The organism is Psychrobacter namhaensis (assembly GCF_016107545.1).
Classification (GTDB): domain Bacteria; phylum Pseudomonadota; class Gammaproteobacteria; order Pseudomonadales; family Moraxellaceae; genus Psychrobacter; species Psychrobacter namhaensis.
This window is the reverse complement of record NZ_JABASS010000013.1, coordinates 16,753-31,622: the sequence shown is the minus strand read 5'-3', so window position 1 is coordinate 31,622 and position 14,870 is coordinate 16,753. Positions and strand designations below refer to the sequence as shown.

Annotated in this window: 13 protein-coding genes; 9 read left to right on the top strand and 4 right to left on the bottom strand. The window is 47.1% G+C overall.

Annotated elements, in window-relative coordinates:
- Positions 1-26: 26 nt before the first annotated feature.
- The 4 genes from JFC06_RS09775 to lptM form a co-directional block, all read right to left on the bottom strand.
- Positions 27-1,049, bottom strand: a complete 1,023-nt coding sequence (locus tag JFC06_RS09775) for a tyrosine recombinase XerC (RefSeq protein WP_198334904.1) — start codon at positions 1,047-1,049, stop codon at positions 27-29.
- Positions 1,050-1,111: 62 nt separating this feature from the next.
- Positions 1,112-1,999: a diaminopimelate epimerase gene (dapF, locus tag JFC06_RS09770; protein WP_198334903.1), complete on the bottom strand. Its 888-nt coding sequence runs from the start codon at positions 1,997-1,999 to the stop codon at positions 1,112-1,114.
- Positions 2,000-2,205: 206 nt separating this feature from the next.
- A complete protein-coding gene (lysA, locus tag JFC06_RS09765) occupies positions 2,206-3,561 on the bottom strand; it encodes a diaminopimelate decarboxylase (RefSeq protein WP_198334902.1) in 1,356 nt (451 codons plus the stop codon).
- 92 nt (positions 3,562-3,653) lie between these two features.
- The gene (lptM, locus tag JFC06_RS09760) at positions 3,654-3,968 is read right to left on the bottom strand and encodes an LPS translocon maturation chaperone LptM (protein ID WP_198334901.1); all 315 of its coding nucleotides are present in this window, start codon (positions 3,966-3,968) and stop codon (positions 3,654-3,656) included.
- A 584-nt stretch (positions 3,969-4,552) separates the two neighbouring features.
- Between lptM and JFC06_RS09755 the strand changes: the two genes are divergently transcribed.
- The 9 genes from JFC06_RS09755 (at position 4,553) to tdh (ending at position 14,736) form a co-directional block, all read left to right on the top strand.
- Positions 4,553-5,785, top strand: a complete 1,233-nt coding sequence (locus JFC06_RS09755; protein ID WP_193006305.1) for an acetate/propionate family kinase — start codon at positions 4,553-4,555, stop codon at positions 5,783-5,785.
- Positions 5,786-5,914: 129 nt separating this feature from the next.
- Positions 5,915-8,062 (top strand): phosphate acetyltransferase, encoded by a 2,148-nt coding sequence (gene pta / locus JFC06_RS09750; protein ID WP_198334900.1) that lies wholly within the window; start codon positions 5,915-5,917, stop codon positions 8,060-8,062.
- A 165-nt stretch (positions 8,063-8,227) separates the two neighbouring features.
- Positions 8,228-9,127 (top strand): nicotinate-nicotinamide nucleotide adenylyltransferase, encoded by a 900-nt coding sequence (locus JFC06_RS09745; protein WP_198334899.1) that lies wholly within the window; start codon positions 8,228-8,230, stop codon positions 9,125-9,127.
- Between the two features lie 131 nt (positions 9,128-9,258).
- Positions 9,259-9,672, top strand: coding sequence for a ribosome silencing factor (rsfS, locus tag JFC06_RS09740; protein ID WP_193006302.1), 414 nt, complete (start codon positions 9,259-9,261; stop codon positions 9,670-9,672).
- A gap of 205 nt (positions 9,673-9,877) precedes the next feature.
- Entirely contained in the window at positions 9,878-10,645 is a 768-nt protein-coding gene (locus JFC06_RS09735) for an MOSC domain-containing protein (RefSeq protein ID WP_198334898.1), read from the top strand.
- Between the two features lie 93 nt (positions 10,646-10,738).
- The gene (locus JFC06_RS09730; RefSeq protein WP_198334897.1) at positions 10,739-11,623 is read left to right on the top strand and encodes an N-acetylmuramoyl-L-alanine amidase; all 885 of its coding nucleotides are present in this window, start codon (positions 10,739-10,741) and stop codon (positions 11,621-11,623) included.
- A gap of 27 nt (positions 11,624-11,650) precedes the next feature.
- Complete coding sequence (locus JFC06_RS09725) at positions 11,651-11,842, top strand: hypothetical protein (protein WP_198334896.1); 192 nt, start codon at positions 11,651-11,653, stop codon at positions 11,840-11,842.
- A 478-nt stretch (positions 11,843-12,320) separates the two neighbouring features.
- Positions 12,321-13,511 carry a glycine C-acetyltransferase gene (gene kbl / locus JFC06_RS09720; RefSeq protein WP_198334895.1) on the top strand — a complete coding sequence of 397 codons (1,191 nt, stop codon included), beginning with the start codon at positions 12,321-12,323 and terminating at the stop codon, positions 13,509-13,511.
- A 199-nt stretch (positions 13,512-13,710) separates the two neighbouring features.
- Positions 13,711-14,736, top strand: a complete 1,026-nt coding sequence (gene tdh / locus JFC06_RS09715) for an L-threonine 3-dehydrogenase (RefSeq protein WP_198334894.1) — start codon at positions 13,711-13,713, stop codon at positions 14,734-14,736.
- Positions 14,737-14,870 lie beyond the last annotated feature (134 nt).

Here is a 14,870-nt window from a genome sequence, read left to right as displayed (position 1 = left end):
CTGATTGGTAACGTGGCTGAGTATGCTTAAAGAGCGTCACTATCACTATGAGTGTGAGTCGCGCGTGGATGGGCGCGGTCATATACCTGTGTCAATTTAGCAAAATCCACATGGGTATAAATCTGCGTGGTACTGATATCACTATGCCCAAGCATTTCTTGGACGGCGCGTAAATCACCACTGCCCGATAGCATGTGAGACGCAAAACAGTGACGCAATAAATGTGGATACATATTTTGGGCAATGCCAGCACGGGTAGCGGCAACCTTTAAGCGTTGCTGTACGGCTCGCGTGGATAGCCGTGTGCCGAGTTTTTCACTGATAAACAATGCGCTGTCCATCTGCTCCACCCAGAGGTTCCGATGCGGTAGATAGCGCGTAATCGCCTCTGCTGCCTTCGCGCCCAAGGGTATCAAGCGCGTCTTGTTGCCTTTACCAGTCACTCGTACACGCAAAACGGACAAATCTACATCTGCCATATCTAATGCTACCAGCTCGCCCACGCGCAAACCACTACTATAGAGCAACTCAAACATGGCCTTATCACGCAACCACAAGCGAGCTTGCTCTGGGGTGTCAGGAACCTCTTGATCCAGCAGTTGCGTCAATAAATCTACATCGGCAATAGACGGTAGTGGCCTAGGACTACGTTTTAACTGATAGCCGGTGGTTGGATTGATACGTGCTAGGTTTTCTTCAATCAACCATCCATAAAAGTGACGGATAGCCGACAGCTCTTGCTGAACACTGGCAAGCGCCAATTTATCTTCATCTAAGCGCTGGCTGATGTGCTGGGCCAGCTGACGTTTGTCACAGCGCGTCCATGTCAAACGTTTGCCGCGCAAAAACAGCGCCAACTGATTCAGCCCAGAAAAATAAGCCTTTAGCGTGTGTTCTGAGTGATTACGCACTGATAATGTGTTTAGCCAACGATGGACAGGCGATAGTAATTCGCGCAAGGCAGCATCTGCCTCCACAGTGGCTGCCAGCTCAGCTGATAGCCACGCTTCTGTCCTTGTAGACTGGCTATTTTTACGCGAGATCACCATAAGACCTATCCTGTTATTGGTCTAACAGCACACGTGCACCGTTTACCCTGTTGCGCCAAACTTTAGCCTTCTGCATTGGGCTTCATACCTGCTTGCGCCATTAGACCATCTGGGCTAAACACGCCTTCATAGACAAAGGCAGTTGGACCAGTCATCATGACCGAATATCCCGGCTGCCATTTGATAATCATGCTGCCGCCATATAGCTGTGCGCGTATTTCTTCGCCTTCATCCAGCCAGCCTTCCCGTATGCCGACAGCCACCGCTGCACAAGCGCCTGTGCCACAGGCTTGCGTCTCTCCCACACCGCGCTCATAAACCCGCAGGCGAATATGACGCTGATTCATCACTTGCATAAAACCGACATTCACCCGATCTGGAAAAGCAGAATGCGACTCGATGGCTTTGCCCAAGGTTTCGACTTCTGCATCAAGCACATCATCAACTTTGATCACGGCATGCGGGTTGCCCATGTTAGCCACATACAGTTGCACGGGCGTACCATTGACATCTAAGTGATAGGCGTTTTGAATTTTAGTCGTGGCTCTGGGCGTAAATGGAATCTCATCCGGCTCAAACTTGGGCTTGCCCATATCGACCTCGACCCAACCATAACGATCTGTGGTCAAAGAAATGATGCCGCTGGCAGTTTCAACCCGCAGACGCTGCTTAAACGACAACTTACGGGCTTGCACAAAACGGGCGAAACAGCGTGCGCCATTGCCGCACTGCTCAACTTCTGTGCCATCGGTATTAAAAATGCGATAGCTAAAATCAACGTCAGGACGCATCGGCGGCTCAACAACGAGCAGTTGATCAAAACCAATGCCTAAGTGACGATCGCCCAATAACTGCACCAAATCCTTGGTCAAATCTAAGCGCTGGGTCACCAAATCGATGACCATAAAATCATTGCCCAGACCATGCATCTTAGTAAATTCTATTAGCATACCCTTGATATCCTATCCTATTTTTATGTATGTCTTATATTAGCACGCTGTCAGTTACAATCATAACTATCACTGCTATCAAATACCAAGTGATGTTGACAGCTTAGTCTCACTCTATACAATCAGAGTCTGCCACAAAAAAACCCACTGTTATCATCACAGTGGGTTTTCTTTAATGGTCAAATAAAGAAGTGGTTTTGGCGATGTTACTTGTCTTGCCACAATATTTCATCGGCATATAACGCTTCAATCGTTTCGCGCTTACGAATCAATTGATGACGATCACCATCCACCATGACTTCGCAGGCACGCGGACGCGAATTGTAATTGCTGCTCATGGTAAACCCATAAGCACCAGCGCCCGTGACTGCCAAAATATCACCAGTGGCTAAGGATAACAGCCGATCCTTGGCCAAAAAATCACCCGTTTCACAAATCGCCCCAACGATATCCCACACCTGCGTACCCTCAGTATCCAAACCATTTTTTGGTAGCGTTTCAGGAATCACAGCCATGTCGGCTTGATATAACGCAGGACGAATCAAATCGTTCATAGCCGCATCGACAATGGCAAAGTTCTTGTGGGGAGTAGGTTTTAGCACATCGACTTGAGTCAGCAAGATACCAGCATTGGCCACAATACTGCGACCCGGTTCAAAGAAAACCGTCAAGCCAAGCGCGCTAAGCTTCGGTAATAAAGCAGTCGCAAACTCATCGATAGACACCGGCGTCTCATCGATATAACGCACGCCCAAACCGCCGCCTAAATCGATGTGACGCAGCTCAATACCTTGCTCGCGTAGGCTATGGACCAGCTCAATGACTTTATCCAAAGCCGCGACGAAGGGTTCGACCTCAGTCAACTGCGAGCCAATATGACAGTCAATCCCAACGACATCGATGTGAGATAAATCCGCTGCTTGCTGGTAGACCGCCAGCGCCTCTTCATGGGTAATACCAAACTTATTGTCTTTTAGACCCGTTGAGATATACGGATGAGTCTTGGCATCGACGTTTGGATTGACGCGTAATGAAATTGGCGCAGGTTTATCAAGCGTCTTTGCTACCTCGTTGATTAACGCCAACTCACTTATCGACTCGACATTAAAGCAGCCGATCCCTTGAGCAAGCGCAAACTCGATGTCGCTATACGTCTTACCAACTCCCGAAAACACCACACGTGATGCCGCGCCGCCTGCCGCCAACACGCGCATCAGCTCACCACGTGAGACGATATCAAATCCAGCGCCTGCTTGTGCTAATACGCCCAGTACAGCCAAATTGGAATTGGCCTTTACTGCATAGCATATCTGGTGCTTTAGACTGGCAAAGCTATCGGTGTACGCTTGATAAACCTCTAATATCGCCTGTTTTGAGTACACATAGCATGGCGTATCGTAGTGCTTGACCAGTTCTTTAACACTGACCTGCTCCATATACAACGCCTCATCACGATAATGCAATGCGGGCAAGCAAGCGGTTAAGGCTTTAGGATCGATGTATAATCCTTGTTCGGTCTGGGTGGTGACGGACTCGCCAGCTTGTGGCTCAGAATGACTCATATGAACATCTCTAATGTAATCAGGGTAGCAAGGTTGGAAATCATGTTTAAAAAAAGCAGCAACGCGCTTTAAAAGTAAATATGTACTCAGTATCAGTAATCGTTGGGATCACTGCTGGGTTCTGGTAACACAAAATCGGACGGTTTTTGGCCATCGGTTATGGTTTGATAGTTATCATCATCGATACCAGCAAAAGCAGCATCTTGTGGATGGCTGGTACTTTCCAGTCCAGCTGAACTCCGTATGGTTTGGTTACTAGCATCTGTCAAATATAGATCGCCTTTTTGTCCGCAGCCCGACAAGCTTAGCATCAAAACGCCACCCATAAGAACAGTAGAAAGAGCACGGCGACTGATATGAAGGGCGTTGGCGTGCTTAGTTTTTAAAGTGCGGCGTATGATAAGCATAAAATAGATAACCTGTAAGCTTGCAACGGTGTAAGTACAGTAAAAGAAAGACGATAAGTAAAACGGCAGATACGGCTGTTTTGAATCATAACATTATTACATAAAGCTGTGCGCATACTGGAGACGTCTGCCTAATAAATTTAGTAATTATTCAGGTTTACTGCTTTAGCACGATAACAGGTATATCAGTACACCATAACCCGCGTGCAAAACGCATTAAGGTTATTTAGAAAAATTTTCTTACAATTTTTATTGGTTCTACTTTTTTGCTGTAGCGCCCGACAAACACTAGCCACAGTCGGTGTACAGTTGTATTCGACAACCCCCCTTCTCTTGCGTTAACCCTTATAGTTATCGTGGTATAGCCACAAAAATATGTTACATTATGCTCTACCTTGAGGCGGTAGTAAGGCGCTAGCATGCAACTTACGAGCACTTATCAATAGTGCCAACGCAAAAGGGGATGAAATCAGCAATATACTTGCTCACTGTATATCAGCATGGATGTGGCTGATTTTTATGTATTTAACCGGTATTCATCGATGATGAATCACCATTCATAACATATAATCTAAGGATAGAGTATGAGCGCTAGCCCAACCACCACTTTTGATGACCAAAATACTGACACATCAACCCTGACCAATCCTACCTTAGTTCTCAACTGCGGCTCCTCTTCCATTAAATACGCGCTGATTAGCGATGATAACTCTACTCGTATCACTGGTTTGGCCGAAAACCTAGGGCTTGATACTGCTCGTATCAAACACACCACACTGAATGGTGACAAGCTTGAAATCTCGATCCCAGGTGGCCGTCACAAGTTAGCGCTACAAAAAATCCTTGAGCTATTAGAACAATATCACTTCATCGCGGTTGGTCATCGCGTGGTCCATGGTGGCCGTGAGTATTCTGAAGCTGTCCGTGTCGATGAACACGTACTGGACGAGGTAAAACGCTTAAAAATACTCGCGCCACTACACAACCCTGCCCACGCTTTGGGTATCGAAGCGGTACAGGCGATTTATCCTAATATTCCTCAAGTAGTCGTCTTTGACACAGCCTTTCACCAAACCATGCCGCCAGTTGCTTTTCGCTATCCGCTACCAAAAGCTCTGTATGAAGAGCACAAAATCCGCCGTTATGGCTTTCATGGTACGTCTCATGCCTACGTCTCAGAGCGTGCCAGTGAGATTACAGAGTCTAAAGGCCCACATGGCTGGCTCACAGCGCATCTGGGTAACGGCTGCTCGGCAACGGCCGTTTATGATGGCAAAAGCTTCGATACCAGTATGGGCCTGACCCCGCTTGAGGGACTCATGATGGGTACGCGTAGTGGTGATGTCGACCCAAGCCTACACATCCACCTAAAGCGCCAGCTCGGTATGAGCTTGGAAGAGATCGATGCCATGCTCAATAATGAAAGTGGTCTATTGGGTGTCTCAGGGCTATCTAATGATTTACGTACTGTCGAACAAGCGGCCAATGAAGGACATCAAGACGCCAAGCTTGCCATCGAGATGTTCTGTTACCGCGTCGGTAAATACCTCGCCAGCTTGAGCTGTGCGCTGCCAGAATTTACTGGTATTGTCTTTACCGGTGGTATTGGTGAAAACTCAGTGACCACGCGTACGAGCATCTTAGAAGTGATGCGTCATTTTGGTATCAAAGTAAATGCGGACAAAAACGCAAGCCTGTTCGGTGGCAGTGAAGGTAGCTTCCACGCCGATGATAGCAGCATCGAGCTATGGGTGGTACCAACGGATGAAGAGTGCCGCATCGCCCAAGAAACTCGTGACGCTTTGGACTTAGTCTAAACGCGACCGTTTTGAGTCGTTGCTTAGACCAGCGCTTCTTATAAATAGATAAGTAAGAAGCGCGACGTTTTTCTCATTTCAGCAAGGATGACTTGAGCTGTCAGAATATAATAAACCGTAGGATACACTATGCAAACCATTTTACTTGTTCCCATCAGCCGCGGCATTGGCGTCACGTCAGCTGCGCTCGGCCTGATCCGTGCTTTTGACTACAACGGTATAAAAGCGGGCTTTATGAAGCCATTTTTGCAAGACGACACTCTGGATAAGCAGCGCAGCTTAGACAGCTCAAGTGCCTTAACCATGCACGCTTTTGGTTTAAACCCGCCCGAATCCATCAGTCGTCAGCGCGTTGAGCGCATGATTGGTGATGGCAATCTTGATGACTTGATGGAAGAAGTGGTCGTCAATTATCACACGATTGGTGACGGTCATGATGTGGTCATCTGCGAAGGTCTGGTACCAACCACCGAAACCTCGTATGCCTCACAGATCAACCGTGCCATTGCCCATGCGCTAGACGCCAAAATCATTTTTGTCAGCACGGCTGACACCAGCAAGCCTGCCTATCTGGCCGACAAGCTCGATGTCCACGCTCGCGAGTTTGGCGGTATCGCCAATGCCCGTACGCTAGGCGTGATTTTGATGCGGGTGCACGATGTGCCAAATACCTTTGAGACCCAGCCGGTTGCTCCTGGTGAGGCCATCGTGAGCTTGGACGACACCTTCATGCAGGAAGTCCAACGCTTGTCTCCTCACTTTGATACTGAAGCATTTCGCTTAATCGGTGTGGTGCCATTTAGTGACTCACTGTCTGTGCCTCGCACTTGGGATATTGCCACTGAGCTTGATGCCAAGTGGCTCAATGTGGGTGACGCAAAAACGCGTCGCATCAATCGTATTAGCCTAACGGCACGCTCCGTGAACCGCGTGGATGAAGTGTTCAAACGTGGCACCCTAATCGTCGTTCCTGGTGACCGTGATGACTTATTACTGGCTGCTGGGTTGGCATGCATCAATGGCATCCCGCTGGCAGGTTTGGTGTTGACAGGCGGCGTCGAGCCAAGTATGACGGTTGCTGAGCTATGGCAATCAGCGCTCAAAACGGGTATTCCTGTGATGAGTGTCGAAAGCGACAGTTATGAGACCGTACAGAGTCTGATGCACATGAGCTCTGAGATCCCAAGTGATGATACAGAACGCGCTGAAGAAGTGGCTCGTTACGTAGCTGCGCATTTAAACTTAAGCTGGATTAAAGACTACTTCAGCCGCGATTATAAGCCGCGTCTGTCTCCTTCTGCCTTCCGTCATCAATTGGTCAAAAAAGCGCAGCATGCCAAAAAACGCATCGTACTACCAGAAGGTTCTGAACCTCGTACAGTCGAAGCAGCTTGTATCTGTCAAAGCCGCGGCATCGCCAACTGTGTCCTACTTGCGAAGCGTAGCGACGTCGAGCAAGTGGCGAAAAACCGTGACTTAACGCTGCCAGAGGGTCTAGAGATTATCGATCCCGATAGCCTTGATATAAGCAAATATGTCGCTGCTGTCGTCGAGCGCCGTAAAGGCAAAACCTCTGAAGATGTCGCTGCTGAATACCTCAAAGATACCGTGTATTTGGGCACCACCATGCTACAAATGGACGAAGTCGATGGCTTGGTCTCAGGTGCGATTCATACCACTGCCAACACCGTCCGTCCAGCGTTTCAGTTGATTAAGACCGCTCCGCAGTACTCACTCGTGTCATCCGTCTTCTTTATGCTATTGCCTGAGCAAGTGGTCGTCTACGGTGACTGTGCCATCAATCCGGACCCGAATGCTGAAGAGTTGGCTGAGATTGCTATTCAATCAGCCCAGTCTGCCGCCGCCTTTGGTATCGATCCAAAAGTTGCGATGATTAGCTACTCTACTGGCTCGTCAGGGGCAGGCGCCGATGTCGAAAAAGTCACTCGTGCCACCCAAATCGTACGCGAGCGTGCGCCAGATCTAAAAGTCGATGGACCACTACAGTATGATGCAGCCTCAGTCATGAGCGTGGGTAAACAAAAAGCCCCTGACTCGCCTGTTGCTGGTCAAGCCAACGTCTTTATTTTCCCAGATCTTAATACCGGTAATACCACTTATAAAGCGGTACAACGCAGCGCCAACGTCATCAGTGTTGGCCCGATGTTGCAAGGTTTGAATAAGCCCGTCAATGACTTATCACGCGGAGCTTTGGTCGATGATATTGTTTATACCATCGCCCTAACCGCCATCCAAGCCTATAGCGACCAGATTTAATTGCGTTAGAATTTATGCGTCACCGTACTGCATATCACCGACTATCGTCATGATGGTCGGTTTTTTATTATAAGTTTCTCACGATTTTTGCGCGCTTTTAATGACAGGTACCCACGCACCCTCTACAATACTGCTCTTCTCTCACGCTTTTTTGCTCATTTATTTATGCCAAATACTGCCCATAACCGTCATGATAAAAGTCCTGCGCCCGCCATTCGTGCCTATTTGGGCGGATCATTTGACCCTGTGCACGAGGGGCATTTACAAATGGCAATGACCGTCTATCAACGTTTATTGCCCATAGCTAGGCTGCAACAGCGCGACCTGCACGTGTCATTATTGCCAAACTCCCGCTCTCCTTTTAAGCAAAAAAGCACTGACCCCGCCCATCGTCTGGCCATGTTAAAGCTTGCGACACTCAACACGCCGCTGCAGATTAATGAGCTTGAGCTGTGGCAGACGCCGCCTGTCTATACCATCGACAGCGTACGCACGCTAAGAGAACGCTATCCAAATGACAGCTTGATCTTTATCATTGGTATGGACAGCGCGCTGAATTTAGGCCAATGGAAAGAGGGGCTTAGACTGACTGATTATGTCAACCTTTGGATTTTTAGTCGTCCTAACGTCAGTAGCCCGTCTGATATGGACAATACCCTTTTTGCGACTAAAAAAAATAACATATCTCAGGACACCCTTGCCATTCAAGCCAAACTACCCATACAGTTGCAATCTCTCGTCATCGACTCGCCGACTGATTTGATAACGCCCTCATCAGAAATGCTTAAAGCCAATAGTCCCTTGAAAAATGCTCACCAAGGCCGCATTTATATAGATACGCGCCCGATCAAAGCAGTATCGAGTACCCAAATACGCCAGCAGCTACAGTCGTTAAAAGAGCAACCCGATATCACTCATTCAGCCGACAGGCAAATGACATCTGTACCGCCAATAAATGATATCATGCACCCTAATAAATCCAATCCATTGACTAAATGGCTAAATCCTGCTGTTTATCACTATATTATCGCCCATCAGCTATATTCTGCTGCCCAATTCCGTTAAAATCACCTTATCTTTGTCATTTTGCCCATTTTGTCTTTATACATGACTGACGACACCTGAGCAGTTGGACAATCCAAATTAACGATTTACCCTTTTATTTTAAATATTGACGATTCAAGAGATGAAAATTTATGACCAACACCATGACTGAAGAACGCTTAACCGTGTGCTTAAACCTTGTACAAAGCGCGCTGACTGATATGAAAGCGAAGAACATCACCGTATTAAATGTAGAAGACTTGACTGACGTCACCGAACGTATCGTCATCGCTGATGGTACCTCAAAGCGCCATGTACGCGCGATGGCTGATAGTGTCGGCGCAGAAGCAAAGCAAGGCGGCTTTATGCCACTTGGCCGTGAAGGCGGCATCGACTCTGACTGGACATTGATTGATTTGGGCGCAGTGGTCGTCCATATGATGACGCCACAAGCGCGCGAGTTCTATGACTTAGAAGGCCTATGGTCATCACCTGAGCAGTTGGCTGAGCTGGTCGCCACCCCGCGCGAAAAGAAAACGGCAGGTCGTCGCAACAAAAACAAATAAGCGTATTGCGTGCAGTGAGCTTATAACACTCACTTAGAGTACTAAAAAGACCAGATGCTGATTCTGGTCTTTTTTTTGACTGTCTATAAATAACCCCATTTGTATACTCAATATAAATGAGCTGAAAGCGACCTATGATTGCGATAAGATAATGGCAATCATCAAATCGTATTTGCTAAAAAATGACCAGCCATTAGGAAACGTGATGCACACAGAACCAGCCGATACCAGCGTACAAATCCAGACGGACTTTAACCAAACCCTGCCCCTGCATATTGCCAACCTCACCTGTGTGCGTGCTGGCAAAGCCATGCCATTCACCCGTGAGCAAATGAGTGCCATCGATAAAGCGCCAATCAAAGCACCCGTCGCCGTCAACTTTATGGGTCTGACCACCGATGAGCAAGCGGATCGTAAGCATCATGGTGGCCCCTTAAAAGCGGTGCATCAATTACCAATCGCGACGTACGAGCAGATGAATGCAGAGTTTGGTTTAAAAGTGCGCATCGGTACACTGGGCGAGAACCTCACCACCGAAGCGGTCAATGGTTTACCAGAGATGGATGAGACGACGGTCTGTATTGGCGATGTCTATCAGTATGGGCAATTGCGTGAAGACCATATAAACGGTGAGGATGGCGTACAACTTCGTATCGTCCAACCGCGCCGTCCGTGTTATAAGATCAATGACCAAATCGGCCAATTCACCAAAGTGCCAAATATTGCCGCATGGGTGAGTAAGCAAGGCATTGCTGGTTGGTACTTTCAGGTCGTACGTGACGGTCTGATTCATGCGGATTTGCCTGTTTATTTGGTTGAGCGCCCTTACCCGTTTGCCACGCTTAAGACACTTTGGCAGCTGGCGAATAGTAAAGAAAAATTCGATGCTGATGTCATTGAGCCGTGGCTTGCGATTGATTGTTTAGAAGACAGTTGGAAAAAAGTGTTGGCTAAGAAGACTCGGCAAGGTTGAACACAAGTCTTAAAACATTAGACATCCTCTAATCGCAATACACACGTAAAATAAAGATGCGTATCCCCCACCTTTATTCATGCAGAGCATTTCATGGCAAAAAACACTATATCGACGGCATTGGCTTGCGGGCTAACCCTCTCCTTGGTTGGCTGCATGACAACGCCCCCGCCAGTGGCAACGACCAAAAACTACGTCGTCGATAGTAAAACGTATCAAGCGACTGGCAAAAGTGAGCGTATCAAAACCATCGTCCTGCACTATACGGTCTCAGATAATGAGCGCTCGATAAAGACATTGACCACGGGCAATGTGAGTGCGCACTATCTGATATTGGACAATGACGATGATAAAATTTATAACCTCGTGCCAGAGTCCAAGCGCGCGTGGCACGCAGGCGATGGCGGATTCTCAGGCAGAACCATATTAAACGATACCTCTATCGGCATCGAGATCGTAAATAGCGGTATCAAGCCTGAATATCGAGATGCACTCAAAAACAGCACGCTCGATTATCGTCCTTATCATCATTATGTTGAATTTGATGAGTTGCAGATTAAAAAAGTCGCACAATTGGTGCAAGATATCGCCGCGCGCTATGACATCTCACCCAAAAACATCATTGGTCATGCGGACATGGCACCCTCGCGCAAGATCGACCCCGGTGCCAAGTTTCCTTGGGAGCGACTGCATTTCGATTATGGCATCGGCGCTTGGTATGATGAATTTGATAAGCAATTCTTGCTGAATCAAGATGGATTTGCATCGGCCACGATACCTGAGATCAAGCAAACGTTTCGCCAATATGGCTATCAAATCAACGACACTGATACGTGGGATAAAGCCAGCCGTGATGTCATCTATGCGTTTCAGTTGCACTTTCGCCCGCAGCAGCCAACAGGTAATATGGATAGCGAGACCTATGCGATTTTGCAGGCGCTAAATCAGAAGTATGCTGGCAAGGATGATTTTTATTAAACGTTACAAAACAGCAGGAGATATGCCATGAGTCATTCTCAAAAAGATGAGCAAAACGATCTGCAAAAATACCTAGAAGAAAAAGATAAGCAAGCGCAGAAACAGCAACAAGAACAAGAGTCGCAACCGCTCTCTGCGTATGACGCTTGTGTGCTCAAAGAAAGCGCTAAAATTCATGAGTTGATGGCTCAGGCGCAAGGCGAGACTCTTGATAGATAAATAGATAAATAGATAAATAGCCATCTACCCGTCAACACCTTCTGTAGTCAACGCTGAATGAAACAGATGCATTATATAAATGCACTAGACTGGTATAAATTTTTCGCAGCCTCTGTCGGCGTAAGCACAGCAAGCAAGTAAAATTTATACCAGTCTATCTGTATCCCTTTTATAGCGACCTAACTATATCATTAGCATGGTGATTGGCATCCTTTTTTATCTTGTGTTCGATGCTTTAGTTGATAAGGCGTTGCTTGGGCTACTTATTGCGATGGGCTAATGATAAAATTGCCGCTTACGGGGTTATAGATTACCGGATTATAGATAGTATCACTGCTCGCACCGTCTCGTTGGTTTTACTAAAGACTAGAATGATGCGTGGCTTTGATCGTTTGGTGCTATCAGCAGGCCTACTATCGGCATTACTAATATTTGCATGACGTATGCAAACTCCAATAATATTAAAAAAGGAAAATTTATGTATCAAGCCTTTCAAAAACATCTACAACAAGAAATCAGCGATATCCGCGCGGCAGGATTGTATAAAAACGAGCGCGTTATCACCTCTCCGCAAGATGCGCTAATCAAGATCGCGGATGGTCGTGAGATGCTTAACTTCTGTGCCAACAATTACCTTGGATTGTCTGACCACCCTGAGATTAAACAAGCGGCGATCAAAGCCATTGAAGACTCAGGTTATGGCATGTCATCGGTACGTTTTATTTGTGGTACGCAAGATTTGCATAAGCAATTAGAGGCGTCGATTTCTAAGTTTTTTAATACCGAAGATACGATTCTGTATGCGGCTTGTTTCGATGCCAATGGCGGTGCCTTTGAGCCACTACTGACCAGCGAAGACGCCATTATTTCTGATTCGTTAAATCATGCCTCCATCATTGATGGTGTGCGCCTGTGTAAAGCCGCGCGTTATCGCTATGCCAATGCGGATATGCAAGATTTAGAGACGCAATTGCAAGCGGCGCAAGCACAGCGTTTTCGTTTGATTGTCACCGATGGTGTGTTTTCAATGGATGGTAACGTGGCGCCAATGGATGAGATTTATGCGCTCGCACAAAAATATGATGCCATGGTGATGATTGACGAGTCGCATTCAGCAGGCGTCGTCGGTCACACTGGTGGCGGCGTGACTGAATTGTTTGATCTACGCGGTGATATTGAGCTGATCACGGGTACGTTAGGCAAGGCATTTGGCGGGGCGATTGGCGGCTTTACGACGGGTAAAAAAGAGATCATTGAGATGCTCCGTCAACGCTCACGCCCGTATCTGTTTTCAAACTCCATTCCTCCTATGGTAGCTGCCGCTGGGGTAAAAGCGTTTGAGATGCTATCGCAAGACAACACCCTACAAGACAAACTGCATGAAAATACCGCTTATTTTGTGAAGCAAATGCAAGATGCAGGCTTCGACATTAAGCCTACTGAATCGGCCATTTGTGCAGTGATGCTCTATGATGCCAATGTCTCGCAACAAATGGCAGACGCACTGCTTGAAGAAGGCATTTATGTGATTGGCTTCTTCTACCCTGTCGTACCCAAAAATGAAGCTCGCATTCGTGTCCAGCTCTCTGCTGCCCATACTCGCGAGCAGCTCGACCAGTGTATCGCCGCCTTTATCAAAGTCGCCAAGCAAATGAAGGTGATTGATTAAAATATAGTCAGCGAAAAATTACATCGATAGATCAGATACTGCTGGTATAAAATTTCCTCGCTGGCTGTTCGCAAGCGTGACAGAGGCTTCGAAAAGTTCATCCCAGCAGTACCGCAGCTAAGCTATTGTTCTTTGGCTATAGTTCAGTATTTATCTAGATTTAACAATAAAATACAACGTACAGAAATAAGAGAAAAATATGAAAGCACTGGTTAAAGCTCATGCCAAAAAAGGCATCTGGATGCAAGACATGCCAGAACCGACCGTCGGCATCAATGACGTAAAAATTAAAATTAAAAAAACCGCCATTTGTGGGACAGATTTGCACATTTATAAGTGGGATGAGTGGTCACAAAACACCATTAAGACGCCGATGATTATCGGACATGAATACGTCGGTGTCATTAGTGAAATGGGCGATGGTGTCAAGCATCTTGAAGTGGGCGACCGAGTCACCGGCGAAGGTCATATCGCTTGTGGACATTGCCGTAACTGCCGCCGTGGTAAGCTGCATGTGTGCGAAAACACCATAGGCGTGGGCGTTGACCGCGATGGCGCGTTTGCCGAATATTTGGTGATCCCTGCCGATAATGTCATCAAACTCGATGAGCGTATCAGCGATGAGATGGCCGCTATTATGGACCCCTTTGGCAACGCCACTCATACTGCCTTATCCTTTCCTGTCCTTGGTGAAGATGTGCTGGTTACAGGTGCGGGGCTGATTGGCTCAATGGCAACGGCGATTTGCCGCTTTGCCGGGGCGCGTAATATTGTGGTCAGCGATATCAGCGATTATCGCCTAGAGCTTGCCAAAAAAATGGGCGCGACGATGACCATCAACCCAGCCAAGGGTGAAACCATCGAAGGCGCTATTGCTGAGTTAAAAATGCACGGCTTTGACATTGGGCTTGAGATGTCAGGCTCGCCTCAGGCCTTTGATTCGATGATTAGTAACATGTATAACGGCTCTAAAATCGCGCTCTTGGGTATTTTACCCAACACTACCACGGTAGATTGGAGCAAGATTATCTTTAAAGCGTTAACCCTAAAAGGTATCTATGGGCGCGAGATGTGGGAGACGTGGTATCAGATGGAGCAAATGCTGATTAGCGGTATTGATCTGTCGCCAATCATTACCCATCGCATGCACATCGATGACTTCCAAGAGGGCTTTGATATCATGGAAAGTGGACAATGCGGTAAGGTAATTTTAAGCTGGGATTAATTTGGTGATTTAGCATTTGAGGAGTCGTGATTAGGGTTTAAATTGTCACGACTGATAAAACGGCACTGATTTTAGTGCCGTTTTTTTTGGGTATTAAAAGGTGATGAGATTTACAAGGTAATTTCAGAGGCTCA

Coding starts and splice junctions, on each gene's coding strand:
- pta (WP_198334900.1), top strand. CDS start 5,915: ATGCAAACCATTTTACTTGTTCCCATCAGCCGCGGCATTGGCGTCACG.
- JFC06_RS09745 (WP_198334899.1), top strand. CDS start 8,228: ATGCCAAATACTGCCCATAACCGTCATGATAAAAGTCCTGCGCCCGCC.
- JFC06_RS09730 (WP_198334897.1), top strand. CDS start 10,739: ATGGCAAAAAACACTATATCGACGGCATTGGCTTGCGGGCTAACCCTC.
- JFC06_RS09775 (WP_198334904.1), bottom strand. CDS start 1,049: ATGGTGATCTCGCGTAAAAATAGCCAGTCTACAAGGACAGAAGCGTGG.
- rsfS (WP_193006302.1), top strand. CDS start 9,259: ATGACCAACACCATGACTGAAGAACGCTTAACCGTGTGCTTAAACCTT.
- tdh (WP_198334894.1), top strand. CDS start 13,711: ATGAAAGCACTGGTTAAAGCTCATGCCAAAAAAGGCATCTGGATGCAA.
- JFC06_RS09755 (WP_193006305.1), top strand. CDS start 4,553: ATGAGCGCTAGCCCAACCACCACTTTTGATGACCAAAATACTGACACA.
- lysA (WP_198334902.1), bottom strand. CDS start 3,561: ATGAGTCATTCTGAGCCACAAGCTGGCGAGTCCGTCACCACCCAGACC.
- dapF (WP_198334903.1), bottom strand. CDS start 1,999: ATGCTAATAGAATTTACTAAGATGCATGGTCTGGGCAATGATTTTATG.
- JFC06_RS09735 (WP_198334898.1), top strand. CDS start 9,878: ATGCACACAGAACCAGCCGATACCAGCGTACAAATCCAGACGGACTTT.
- JFC06_RS09725 (WP_198334896.1), top strand. CDS start 11,651: ATGAGTCATTCTCAAAAAGATGAGCAAAACGATCTGCAAAAATACCTA.
- lptM (WP_198334901.1), bottom strand. CDS start 3,968: ATGCTTATCATACGCCGCACTTTAAAAACTAAGCACGCCAACGCCCTT.
- kbl (WP_198334895.1), top strand. CDS start 12,321: ATGTATCAAGCCTTTCAAAAACATCTACAACAAGAAATCAGCGATATC.